Raw genomic sequence first — 9217 nt, forward strand, 5'->3', positions numbered from 1 at the left:
GTCACGTGTCAAATTCCGTTGATGCTGAGGTGCTGGAGAGCACCGTCGTTGACGAAGCCCTGCTGCTGAGACTGCTGCGCCGTGCTGGGCGGGGCATTGCCAGGCCGGCTCTGGAATGTCTGGAGATGCTGCTGGATGGGGACACCCCCACGCCGGCCAAGCTCACGGTGCTCGCTGCCCTCACCTATCTCCTGGTGCCCCTGGATCTGATTCCAGATTTCATTCCGGTGGCAGGCTTCAGTGATGATCTGGTGGCCATCACCGCCCTTCTGGGCATCTGCGGTCGCCACCGCACCGAAACCATCAGGATGAGGGCGCAGCGCAGACTGGACCGCTGGTTCCCGCTGGGACGCTGATCGGTCAAGCTTCTGGCCCGTTCCCCGCTGTCCCGTTCCTGTCGTGATTCGCTGTTGCCATGTCCGCGCTGAGCCCTGAGCAGCTCGAGGAGCTTCAGGCCTTCCTCAAGGACTGGCTGCGGCACAGCGGCCGCACCCAGGCCGACCTGCGGCGGGCGCTGCAGGCGAGCTCGATCCGGATGCCGGTGCTGCTCGAGGCCCTGCAGCACACCTACGCGGGTGAGGGGCTCACCGGTCTGGCTGGCCAGCTCTGCGGCATTGAGGAGCGCTGGCAGCTGGAAGATCAGGCCATCGACACCGTTCCTGCGCCAACGGCGCAGGACGGCAGTGCTTCCCTCGGCCAGCTGGATCTGTTGTTGCAGGAGATCCGCTCTGAACGGCGCGATTGAGTCGTTGTCGCCAGAGTGGGCGCAACGCGTCACATCCGCATGATCACGTCCTTGGTCCGGGTCCTGGCCCTGTTCTGCCTGGCGTGGGCAGCGGTGGAGCTGCCAGCAGCCCTGGCCCAACGGGAGGGCTATCTGCTCGGTCCTGGCAGTTCCGTCGGCCCTGCGACCAGGGTGAAGCCCACCAACTGTGTCACCGCACCCGATGGAGCGGTGACCTGTGACACCGAATTGGAAAATCCTGCCGGCGACACCCCGGCCAGGCCGCAGTTCGAGTTGTTTGAGAACTGAGCCTCCCCACGGGAGCTGCATCGTTCTTGGGGGTGTTCAGGCCCCAGGCCCACCTGTGGTGCAAGAGTTGGGCGCCTGATGGATGCCAACCCTGTCCCGGCCCCTCGTGTTGCGTCTGCAGCGTCTGCTCGACGACGTCTACTACCTGTCCGTGATCGACCGCGCCGAGCGGCAGCTGGCCAAGCTGCTCGGCATCGTGCTGGTCGTGGTGATGGCGGCGGCCACCCTGCAGTTGATCTGGCAGGTGGCGTTGGCCCTGAGCGTTTCCGAGACCCCCTGGCTGGGCGACAAGCTGAACCGGGTGCTGGGCGATCTGCTGAACCTGCTGATCGCCGTGGAGGTGCTGCAGAACATCACCTCCTATCTGCGCCGCCACGTGGTTCAGATCGAGCTGGTGCTGCTCACGGCCATGACCGCTGTGGCCAGGAAGGTGATCGTGTTGCCCGCCGGTGCCGAGAGCAAGCCCCAACTGCTGGCCGGGCTCGGCATCGCCGTGCTCGCCCTGGCCGGGGCCTACTGGTTGGTGCGTTCGCTCACCCTGCGCAGGAAGCGCTCCAGAAAAGTGCGAGCCAGACGGAGCCGGGGGCAGGATCTGTAGCGACGACGCGATGGCGCCGGTGGGGCGCGATCAGCATCCAGTCGCCCTGCTGAAGAGCCCTGGCGCCGGGCTCATCGGCGAACTGCAGCAGGGCTGAACCCTGCACCAGGGTGATCCACTCATGCTCCGTCTGGTCGTACCACTGATCGCCCGGCGTAGTGGCCGCGCAGGAGTGAATCCGCTCCAGCCTCCAGCCCTCACCCCTCACCAGCACGCTGCAGGATTCAGCCCCCTGCGGTGGGCAGGGCTGGCTCAGCAGGTTGGTGCTCACAGCTCCGGGTTGGGGCGGCTCTCCCCAGCGGCGCCCAATCTCAAAACCGCAACGGCTTGCCAGCTCCACGACCTGGTGATGGTGCTCACAGTCCCTCAAGGCCTGGCGCAGGGCTGGGTCTGTCTCGGTGAGCTCTACAAAGGCATTCAGTTGCCTCACCTTCTCCAGAAACTGTTGCAGTTGGGCTTCAGCCACGGGCGGCAGCGGCACCGAGGTGCGCGGTGGTCAGCGGTTTGATCATCCGCCAGCGCTCGAAGCTCACGCCTTGCAGCTGCACCGTTTCGGCCGCCTCCACCTGCCAGCCGCGCCTCAGCAGCAGGGGCCGGGACAGCTGGCTGGCCTCCGTGCGCAGCTGGGGGACGCCATGCCGCCGGGCGTGGGCCTCCAACTGTTCGAGAATGGTGCTCGCCAGCCCGCGTCGGCTGGCCACGCCGCGGCAGTAGAGCAGGGAGAGGCGATCGGCTGGTTCGAGAATCCCGAAGGCCTCGAGCTCATTGGGTTGATCCACTGGGTGGCTGCCCAAGCCGTAGCCCTGCTGCAGGGCGATCGCCACGCCATTGCTGCGGGAGGCATGCTCAACCCAGGCTGCAATCTGTGCGGGGCTGTAGAGCCGAACAGCCTGGCTGACCACGGCGTCCCGATAGAGCAGGAGCAACTGTTCCAGGTCGCTAGGCCGCAGGATGCGTAAGCGGTTCATCCACCCGATCCTCCCAAGGCATGTTCTATCACCTCGTTGATGGTGGCGGTGGCCGTGGCACAGAGGGCCGCCCAATTGGCTTGGGATCACCATTCTCAAGTTGCAAGCTTGTCAACAGCATCCGGTGGTGTAAATTTAAGAAGTCTTAGAGGGAAGTTTCCCCCTATCACCTCCCCCTACCACCTCCCTGACCGATGCTCACTGGATCTGAACTGCTCGCCAAGGTCAAAGAGCTTGGTGACGTGAGTAAGTCGGAGATCGTCCGCGCCTGCGGTTACGTCTCCACCAAGAAGGACGGCGGCGATCGCCTCAACTTCACGGCCTTCTATGAAGCCCTGCTCGAAGCCAAGGGCGTCGAGCTCGGCGGCACCGGCAAGGTCGGCAAAGGTGGGCGCAAGCTCAGCTATGTGGCCACCGTGCAGGGCAATGGCAATCTGCTGATCGGCAAGGCCTACACCGCCCTGCTGGATCTCAAGCCCGGCGATGAGTTTGAAATCAAGCTGGGCCGGAAGCAGATCCGTCTGATCCCCGCAGGCGCCACCGACGAAGACGAGGAGTGATGCTTCGCCGGCTGCCTCAGCGCCGCAGCTGAGCCAGTCTGGATGGCGACGTTCTCCCCCTGCTGCTGATTTCCATCGGGGTGCCAACCTGATGGATCAGCAGGTGTGATTCAGCCGATGCCATCCATTGTTCTCTCCATCCGGCCTCCTTCTGCTCAACGGCTCCAGGAGGTTTTCAGCAGGGGCTTTGCGGTCGTGGCGATGCTGGTGTGGGTCGCTCTGGTGGCGCTGGTGGCGCTGGTGCCTCCAGCCCACGCCGCCATGACCAGCAGCGAAGGAACCCAGCTGTTTGCCAATCACTGCGCCGGCTGCCACATCCATGGCGGCAATGTTCTGCGCCGGGGCAAAACCCTCAAGCTCGCTGCCCTGGAGCGCCAGGGCGTTGCCTCCGAGGCCGCGATTGCTGCGATTGCAGCAGCTGGTGTGGGCCAGATGGGGGGGTACGCGAACGTGCTCGGCGAGGACGGCGTCCAGGCTGTAGCGGCCTGGGTCTGGGATCAGGCCCAGGCGGGCTGGCCCCGCAGCTGATCCCATCCCTGTTTGTCTGCAGGGTCAAAAGGCCTGAATCCAGCCATGGATCTCCACGGCAGTCCAGATGCCTTCTCGCCAGTAGATGTCCCCTTTGACGAGGGCCTCGACCTGCTCGCGGCTGTCGGCCTCATAGATGCCGAACACATGGGTGCTGCCTTCGGTGGGTCCCAGGGTGATCAGCGTTCCCGCCTGCTTCTGCCGTTTGAGCCCGGCGAGATGCTCCTCCCGAAACGGTGTGCGCTTGTCCAGAGCATCGTTGCAGTAGGTGCCCCAGAGCACGAAGCGGGCCATGGCGGAGTGGTGGAGGGCCTCGACCCTATCGGTGCCGGTGCACAAAGCGGAACGCGCTGGCGCCAACGCCACCCTCAGCCCCACCACAAGGTGATAGGACAGCAGGACGACCATCGCGCCCTTCTCCAGCCATGTTGATCCGTGCCGCTGCCCTGGTGTTCCTGGCCTTCGGAGCGCTGGTGTCAGAGCTGCCAGCCGAAGCCAACATGATGGATTTCATGATCCGCAAGTATTGCCTCGCTGCGGTGAATGATGAGGTCAAGGCTTCCGGGAAGCCGGCGCCGGCCGGCATGGCCGACTACACCTGCGACTGCGTGGTGCAGCAGATGAAGAGCGGCAGCAGTCAGGAGCAGGCCAAAACCACCTGCAAGGCCCGCACGGCCAAGAAGTACAACCTCTGAGCCCCCTGGGCCGTCGCCACCGCGGTGTCGTTCCCGGCGGTTAGGGCTGCCGGCGCCAGATCAGCACGCGGTTGTTGGAGGGTAAGGGCAGATCCGCCACCGGCTCCAGCCCCTTTCCCTTGGCCAGGTGATTCAGATCGCGGCTGTCGCGCACGCCCATGGCTGGGTCGATGCTGCGCAGGTGGGCATCAAAGGCAGCGTTGCTCTCCGCCGTGTGCACGCCGTTGTCGCAGAAGGGTCCATAGAGCAGCAGCAGGCCCCCGGGAGCCAGCACCCCGGCGCTGCCGTTGAAAAAGGCCGCCACGGCGGGCTCGCCCATGATGTGGGCGGTGTTGGCACTGAACACGGCGTTGTAGGGCCCTGCCGGCCAGGCATGAGCCTCCAGCACATCGAGCGCCATCGCCGGCAGCAGCCGCGACCCTGGGGCGGCGTGCTCAGCCCCCTCTGCGTCGATGCGCTCCTGCAGGGGGCCAACCCCTTCGGATCGCTCACTCGGCTGCCAGATCAGCTGCGCCAACTGCCTGGTGAAGGCCACCCCGTGCTGGCCGCTGCCGGAGCCCACCTCCAGCACCGTGCCCCCCGCGGGCAGCCACTGGCGCAGCACCGCCAGGATCGGAGCCGCGTTGCGGTCGCAGGCAGGGGAATACAGCATCACGGTTCGCTTGAGAAGCTCAGGGGTCCAGTCCGGCCCGCAGCTCGGCGCAGAAGCGGCCAGCGGCCGCGGCCACATCGGCCTGCTGGGTGTGGGCCTCAGCCATCACCCGCACCAGGGCACTGCCCACGATGGCGCCATTGGCTCCCCAGTCGCGCACCTGGCGCACCTGCTCCACCCCGGAGATGCCGAAGCCCACGGCCACCGGGGTGTCTGCCTGCGCCTTGAGCTGGCTCACCAGGGGGCCCACCCGGGCCTCGAGCCCTGCGCGCACGCCCGTGACCCCGGTGACACTGACCAGATAGGTGAAGCCGCGGCTGGCCTGGTGAATGCGGGCCATGCGTTGGGCCGGGGTGGTGGGGGCCACCAGCAGCACCAGATCGAGCCCGGCGGCGGCGGCGATGCCGGAGAGTTTCTCGGCCTCCTCCAGGGGCAGGTCCGGCACCACCAGGCCGGCGCCACCGCTGGCCGCGGCGGCCTGGCAGAAGGCCTCCATGCCCCGGTTGAGCAGCGGATTGCTGTAGGTGAACAGCACCACCGGCAGCCTGAGCTCGCCGCGCAGGCTGGCCAGCATCTCCAGCACCCTGGCGGGGGTGGTGCCGGCCGCCAGGGCCCGGCTGGCCGCCGCCTGAATCACGGGGCCGTCGGCGAGGGGATCGCTGTAGGGAATGCCCAGCTCCACCAGGTCGGCGCCGGCCGCCTCGAGGGCCAGCAGGGCGGCCCGGGTGGTGGCCAGATCCGGATCCCCGGCCATCAGAAACGGCATCAGGGCACAGCGACCCTGCTGCTCCAGCTGATCGAAGCGCTGCTGAATCGGAGTTGGGGCGACGGACACAGCGGCGGCAGGGGCTGGTCTGTGAGCCTATGCCTCGCCGTGGAGGGTCTCAGCGGTCGTGGTCTCGCCTGAGGCTGGAGCCGAGTCGGGCTCGTCCGCCTCCGGGCTGAGTTGGCCGGTGTCGCGCAGCAGCCTCAGCTGGTCTTCAGGGCTGAGGGCATCGAATTTGCGTTGCAGCGCCTCGGTGGTCGCGGCGTCGTAGGCCTCGCGATAGGTGCGGCGCTGCTGCATGTAGGTCATGTTGCCGCTGAGGGCCCTCAGCAGGTAGGTGGCGGTCCAGCCCACCACCAGCACCATCAGCAGGGCCGACGCGGCGATGCCGGCGGAGAAGCCCTCGAAACCATTGGCCTGGAACAGCGCATAGCCCAAGGCCCCGAGGCCGAACACCGCCAGCCCGAGCAGCAGGGATTGACCCTTGGTCATCGGGCAGCCTGGCCGGCCATGCGCAGATTGATGAATGGCGCGAACAGAATCAGCCAGGGAAGAACAGGAACACCAGTCCATAGATCCCGAAGCGCTCCACTTTGCCCATCACCGTCCAGCGCTTGACCATCCAGGCGTACAGGGCCAGGGGGATCACCACCAGATAGGCCCCGCCGAGGGCGACGTAGAGGGCGAGCACCGGCAGAACCCCGGAGGCAGCGCTCCCAGAAGACCAAGAAGGGACACGGCCGAAGTGGCATCGATGGGGCAAATCTAGAGTGCCTTTGCCGGGGGCATGGCGGAATCGGTAGACGCAGCAGACTTAAAATCTGCAGACCGCTAGGTTGTGGGGGTTCAAGTCCCCCTGCCCCCACTAGGGTCGAACCAAGCCGAAGGGATCCAGGGTGGTGAGAGACGTCCCAGCCCAGCAGCCAGCCTCAGCCTCGCTGCCAAGCCCAGCAAAGCAACCAAGCCCACCCCAGCAACCAAGCCCGTTTCTGGAATCAGGCTCAGGCCGGCAGCTCGCTTCCGTTGGGGCCTCTGGCCTGTTGTCCTCCCTGTTGTTCGGGTTGTTCGGCAGCCTCTGGGTTCTGGGGGGGCTCGGGACAGTGCTGGCCACAGCGGTGCTGCTACCCGGAGCCCGGCCCGCCCTGGCCCAGGCGGCCGCCAGGCCGCGTCAGGTCACGGTGAAGGAGGGTGACACCCTCGAGGTGATTGCCGGACGCCACGGGGTGTCCGTGGAGGCCCTGCAGCGTCTCAACAACATCAGCGATCCGCGCACCCTGCAGATCGATCAAGTGCTCAAGCTCCCCCCCGCCACCGCTGCGGGCCCCGCTGCCAAGCCGGCTCCAGCGGCGAAACCCGCTGCCGCCAAACCTGCCGCCAAGACCGGCAACCACGGCTCCTGCAACCCCCACCCCAGCCACCGCCCCCACCCAGACCAAGCCGGCTGAGCCGGCTGAGCCCCAGGCGGCCGAAGCCACCCCCGCTGAGAAACCCCAGCAGGGCCGCTGGCGCTATTTCGGCAACACCCTGGTGGACTGGGGCAGCTGGAAGCTGCATCCCGGTGGGCTGCGGGTGACGGTGGTTCAGCCCGCCGCCGAAGACGTGGGGGCCTCCCGGGCCAGGGCCACGGCGGTGGCGGTGCAGTGCAGCAGCCTGCGCCAGACCTGGCGTGTGGATGGGGCCTGGCAGGCCTGGGCGGTGCCGGAGCCTCGCTCCGTGGGACAACAGATCGTGCTTGACCTCTGTGATGAGGTGCAGGCCTCGCCGGAGGGTGCCATTCCTCCGCCGGCTCCAGCCCCGGGGGTCTGAGGCCGGATCCAACCACCCCTGACCCTGGCGGCACCGGTTCGGGGCCGATACGTTGCCGGCGAGTCTCTGGCCCACAGGCATGCCTGCCTGGTTCCTTCGTTCCACTGGCGGCCTGCTGCTGCCCCTGCTGCTGTCGGTCGCTGGGGCCCTCGGCACCCTCTCCCCGGCCGCTCTGGCGCGCGGCACGCCGAGGGCCGATGCGCTTGAGGCCATCCGCCAGGTGTGGCCCCAGGAGCACCTCGACAGTGCCATCCGTCTGGCCCATCTGGAAAGCGGCCTCACCCCCACGGCCCGTGGCTGCGGTGGGGACTGCTTCGGCCTGTTTCAGATCCACTTCGGCGCCAACCGGGGTCTGATCGCCGCGATGGGCATTCGCAGCCCCGAGGAGCTGCTCGACCCTCTGGTCAACAGCAGCGTGGCCTACGCCATCTTCCGGCAATCGGGCTGGCAGCCCTGGGGGATCGAACCCTGAACCGCCCATCCCCTCCTGTGGAGGTGGCCCTGGCCGTGCTCGAGCAGGGCGGCCAGTGGTTGATCCAGCTGCGGGATGACATCCCCGGGATCGTGGCCCCTGGGGCCTGGGGACTATTCGGGGGCCATCTCGACCCGGGTGAGAGCCCCGCAGAGGCGGTGCGCCGCGAGCTGCGCGAGGAGATCGGCTGGTGGCCCCCCGCCCCGCTGCCCTTCTGGTTCTCCCATCGCAATGCCGATCGGGTCGCCCATGTCTTCCGCGCCCCACTGCCGATGCCCCTGCAGACGCTCCAGCTCCTGGAGGGTCAGGACATGGCGCTGGCCTGTCCTGCTCAGCTGCGCAGCGGCCGGGCATGGAGTCCGAGGTTGGGGGAACACCGCGCCATCGCCCCCTCGCTCCGGTGTGCTCTCGAGGCCCTGCAGCCGCCGCAGTGAGGAGTCCAGGGCTGGCCCCCTTGGCTGAACTGCTGCCCAGGCGGCAGGCAGCTCTGCTCAGAAACGGGATCCCGGCTCCAGCAGGAAGGCCGTCTCCTCCGGCGTGGAGGGGCGCCCGAGCAGCTGGTTGCGGTGGGGGAAGCGCCCGAAGCGGGCGATCACAGCGTGGTGCCGCTGGGCGAACAGGGCGGTGCGAGGGTCGCTCCAGCGAGCGAACAGGGGCAGGGAGGCTTCCTGCACGGCCAGGTCCTCGCTGTGCATCATCGGCATCAGCCAGAACTGCCGGCGGGCTCTGGCGGGCTCAGTGGCCACCCAGCCCCGCGCCACGGCGGCCTGGCTGAGGGCCAGGGCCTCAGGGTCCGTGCTGAAGGCCCGGGCACTGCCACGCCAGATCTGGCGTGGCAGCTGGTCGAGAAGCAGCACCAGGGCCAGAGCCCCGAGGGGCTCATCCCCCCATCTCAGCAGCGTTCCCGCGGCGGCCTGTTCGGTGAGCGGAAGGAAGCGCTGGCGCACGCGGGCGTCGAAGGACCCATCCCTGGCGAACCACAGCCGGGGCTCGATGGTCTCAAACCAGAACTGCAGCAGCTCCAGTGCCTGAGGGTTGGAGACAGCGCCATCGGGTTCAGGTGTCATCCCAAGCACGATCTCACCACCTGGCCCCTCCCCGGCACGGCCGATGCCCAGCCTTGCGGGATAACAGCTTGC

The 9217-nt window shown here is 67.5% G+C and carries 18 protein-coding genes, 1 tRNA gene and 1 pseudogene; 12 read left to right on the forward strand and 8 right to left on the reverse strand.

The window, feature by feature from the left end; translation table 11 throughout:
- Positions 1 to 5: 5 nt before the first annotated feature.
- The 4 genes from IQ220_RS12320 (at position 6) to IQ220_RS12335 (ending at position 1631) form a co-directional block, all read left to right on the forward strand.
- On the forward strand, positions 6 to 356 hold the full coding sequence (locus IQ220_RS12320) for a YkvA family protein (RefSeq protein ID WP_186699193.1): 351 nt from the start codon (positions 6 to 8) through the stop codon (positions 354 to 356).
- A gap of 59 nt (positions 357 to 415) precedes the next feature.
- Entirely contained in the window at positions 416 to 745 is a 330-nt protein-coding gene (locus tag IQ220_RS12325) for a hypothetical protein (RefSeq protein ID WP_193815158.1), read from the forward strand.
- 51 nt (positions 746 to 796) lie between these two features.
- On the forward strand, positions 797 to 1033 hold the full coding sequence (locus IQ220_RS12330; protein WP_193915377.1) for a hypothetical protein: 237 nt from the start codon (positions 797 to 799) through the stop codon (positions 1031 to 1033).
- An 82-nt stretch (positions 1034 to 1115) separates the two neighbouring features.
- Positions 1116 to 1631, forward strand: coding sequence for a phosphate-starvation-inducible PsiE family protein (locus IQ220_RS12335; RefSeq protein WP_225875803.1), 516 nt, complete (start codon positions 1116 to 1118; stop codon positions 1629 to 1631).
- On the opposite strand, the gene IQ220_RS12340 is transcribed toward IQ220_RS12335, so the two are convergent.
- Both IQ220_RS12340 and IQ220_RS12345 read right to left on the reverse strand, forming a co-directional pair.
- Positions 1567 to 2097 carry a Nif11 domain/cupin domain-containing protein gene (locus IQ220_RS12340; protein WP_193915301.1) on the reverse strand — a complete coding sequence of 177 codons (531 nt, stop codon included), beginning with the start codon at positions 2095 to 2097 and terminating at the stop codon, positions 1567 to 1569. The genes IQ220_RS12335 and IQ220_RS12340 overlap by 65 nt on opposite strands.
- On the reverse strand, positions 2090 to 2599 hold the full coding sequence (locus IQ220_RS12345; protein WP_186699201.1) for a GNAT family N-acetyltransferase: 510 nt from the start codon (positions 2597 to 2599) through the stop codon (positions 2090 to 2092). The genes IQ220_RS12340 and IQ220_RS12345 overlap by 8 nt, the downstream gene beginning before the upstream one ends.
- A 194-nt stretch (positions 2600 to 2793) precedes the next feature.
- Here IQ220_RS12345 and IQ220_RS12350 point away from each other — a divergent pair, with 194 nt between their 5' ends.
- Positions 2794 to 3159, forward strand: coding sequence for an AbrB family transcriptional regulator (locus IQ220_RS12350; protein WP_186699203.1), 366 nt, complete (start codon positions 2794 to 2796; stop codon positions 3157 to 3159).
- A gap of 117 nt (positions 3160 to 3276) precedes the next feature.
- Entirely contained in the window at positions 3277 to 3687 is a 411-nt protein-coding gene (locus tag IQ220_RS12355; protein ID WP_228009183.1) for a c-type cytochrome, read from the forward strand.
- Between the two features lie 24 nt (positions 3688 to 3711).
- Here the strand turns inward: IQ220_RS12355 and IQ220_RS12360 are convergent, their stop codons facing one another.
- Positions 3712 to 3981 carry a YciI family protein gene (locus tag IQ220_RS12360; RefSeq protein ID WP_186700256.1) on the reverse strand — a complete coding sequence of 90 codons (270 nt, stop codon included), beginning with the start codon at positions 3979 to 3981 and terminating at the stop codon, positions 3712 to 3714.
- A 131-nt stretch (positions 3982 to 4112) separates the two neighbouring features.
- On the opposite strand from IQ220_RS12360, the gene IQ220_RS12365 reads away from it, so the two are divergent.
- Positions 4113 to 4382, forward strand: coding sequence for a hypothetical protein (locus IQ220_RS12365; protein ID WP_186699205.1), 270 nt, complete (start codon positions 4113 to 4115; stop codon positions 4380 to 4382).
- A 40-nt stretch (positions 4383 to 4422) separates the two neighbouring features.
- On the opposite strand, the gene IQ220_RS12370 is transcribed toward IQ220_RS12365, so the two are convergent.
- The 4 genes and pseudogenes from IQ220_RS12370 to IQ220_RS12385 all read right to left on the reverse strand — a co-directional run bounded on the left by IQ220_RS12370 (position 4423) and on the right by IQ220_RS12385 (position 6497).
- The gene (locus tag IQ220_RS12370) at positions 4423 to 5034 is read right to left on the reverse strand and encodes a DUF938 domain-containing protein (protein ID WP_193915303.1); all 612 of its coding nucleotides are present in this window, start codon (positions 5032 to 5034) and stop codon (positions 4423 to 4425) included.
- A gap of 19 nt (positions 5035 to 5053) precedes the next feature.
- Positions 5054 to 5869: a tryptophan synthase subunit alpha gene (gene trpA / locus IQ220_RS12375; protein WP_193915305.1), complete on the reverse strand. Its 816-nt coding sequence runs from the start codon at positions 5867 to 5869 to the stop codon at positions 5054 to 5056.
- A gap of 27 nt (positions 5870 to 5896) precedes the next feature.
- The gene (locus IQ220_RS12380; RefSeq protein WP_186699211.1) at positions 5897 to 6292 is read right to left on the reverse strand and encodes a DUF3007 family protein; all 396 of its coding nucleotides are present in this window, start codon (positions 6290 to 6292) and stop codon (positions 5897 to 5899) included.
- A pseudogene (locus tag IQ220_RS12385) lies at positions 6289 to 6497 on the reverse strand (NAD(P)H-quinone oxidoreductase subunit L). Before IQ220_RS12385 ends, IQ220_RS12380 begins: the two are co-directional and overlap by 4 nt.
- 84 nt (positions 6498 to 6581) lie before the next feature.
- Here IQ220_RS12385 and IQ220_RS12390 point away from each other — a divergent pair.
- The 5 genes from IQ220_RS12390 to IQ220_RS12410 all read left to right on the forward strand — a co-directional run bounded on the left by IQ220_RS12390 (position 6582) and on the right by IQ220_RS12410 (position 8512).
- A tRNA-Leu gene (locus IQ220_RS12390) sits at positions 6582 to 6665 on the forward strand.
- A 175-nt stretch (positions 6666 to 6840) separates the two neighbouring features.
- On the forward strand, positions 6841 to 7245 hold the full coding sequence (locus tag IQ220_RS12395) for a LysM domain-containing protein (RefSeq protein WP_193915307.1): 405 nt from the start codon (positions 6841 to 6843) through the stop codon (positions 7243 to 7245).
- Positions 7246 to 7327: 82 nt separating this feature from the next.
- On the forward strand, positions 7328 to 7606 hold the full coding sequence (locus IQ220_RS12400) for a hypothetical protein (RefSeq protein ID WP_193915309.1): 279 nt from the start codon (positions 7328 to 7330) through the stop codon (positions 7604 to 7606).
- A gap of 79 nt (positions 7607 to 7685) precedes the next feature.
- Positions 7686 to 8078 (forward strand): hypothetical protein, encoded by a 393-nt coding sequence (locus IQ220_RS12405; protein ID WP_228009184.1) that lies wholly within the window; start codon positions 7686 to 7688, stop codon positions 8076 to 8078.
- A 17-nt stretch (positions 8079 to 8095) separates the two neighbouring features.
- A complete protein-coding gene (locus tag IQ220_RS12410) occupies positions 8096 to 8512 on the forward strand; it encodes an NUDIX domain-containing protein (RefSeq protein WP_370566466.1) in 417 nt (138 codons plus the stop codon).
- A 57-nt stretch (positions 8513 to 8569) separates the two neighbouring features.
- On the opposite strand, the gene IQ220_RS12415 is transcribed toward IQ220_RS12410, so the two are convergent.
- Positions 8570 to 9145, reverse strand: coding sequence for a DUF924 family protein (locus tag IQ220_RS12415; protein ID WP_193915310.1), 576 nt, complete (start codon positions 9143 to 9145; stop codon positions 8570 to 8572).
- Positions 9146 to 9217: the final 72 nt, after the last annotated feature.

The sequence above is a fragment of the Cyanobium sp. LEGE 06113 genome (assembly GCF_015207615.1).

Bases quoted from the DNA above. Each gene is read 5' to 3' on its own strand.
- IQ220_RS12370 (WP_193915303.1), bottom strand. From the start codon at position 5,034: ATGCTGTATTCCCCTGCCTGCGACCGCAACGCGGCTCCGATCCTGGCG.
- IQ220_RS12415 (WP_193915310.1), bottom strand. From the start codon at position 9,145: ATGACACCTGAACCCGATGGCGCTGTCTCCAACCCTCAGGCACTGGAG.
- IQ220_RS12350 (WP_186699203.1), top strand. From the start codon at position 2,794: ATGCTCACTGGATCTGAACTGCTCGCCAAGGTCAAAGAGCTTGGTGAC.
- IQ220_RS12365 (WP_186699205.1), top strand. From the start codon at position 4,113: ATGTTGATCCGTGCCGCTGCCCTGGTGTTCCTGGCCTTCGGAGCGCTG.
- IQ220_RS12345 (WP_186699201.1), bottom strand. From the start codon at position 2,599: ATGAACCGCTTACGCATCCTGCGGCCTAGCGACCTGGAACAGTTGCTC.
- IQ220_RS12360 (WP_186700256.1), bottom strand. From the start codon at position 3,981: ATGGCCCGCTTCGTGCTCTGGGGCACCTACTGCAACGATGCTCTGGAC.
- IQ220_RS12335 (WP_225875803.1), top strand. From the start codon at position 1,116: ATGCCAACCCTGTCCCGGCCCCTCGTGTTGCGTCTGCAGCGTCTGCTC.
- IQ220_RS12355 (WP_228009183.1), top strand. From the start codon at position 3,277: ATGCCATCCATTGTTCTCTCCATCCGGCCTCCTTCTGCTCAACGGCTC.
- IQ220_RS12325 (WP_193815158.1), top strand. From the start codon at position 416: ATGTCCGCGCTGAGCCCTGAGCAGCTCGAGGAGCTTCAGGCCTTCCTC.
- IQ220_RS12405 (WP_228009184.1), top strand. From the start codon at position 7,686: ATGCCTGCCTGGTTCCTTCGTTCCACTGGCGGCCTGCTGCTGCCCCTG.
- IQ220_RS12380 (WP_186699211.1), bottom strand. From the start codon at position 6,292: ATGACCAAGGGTCAATCCCTGCTGCTCGGGCTGGCGGTGTTCGGCCTC.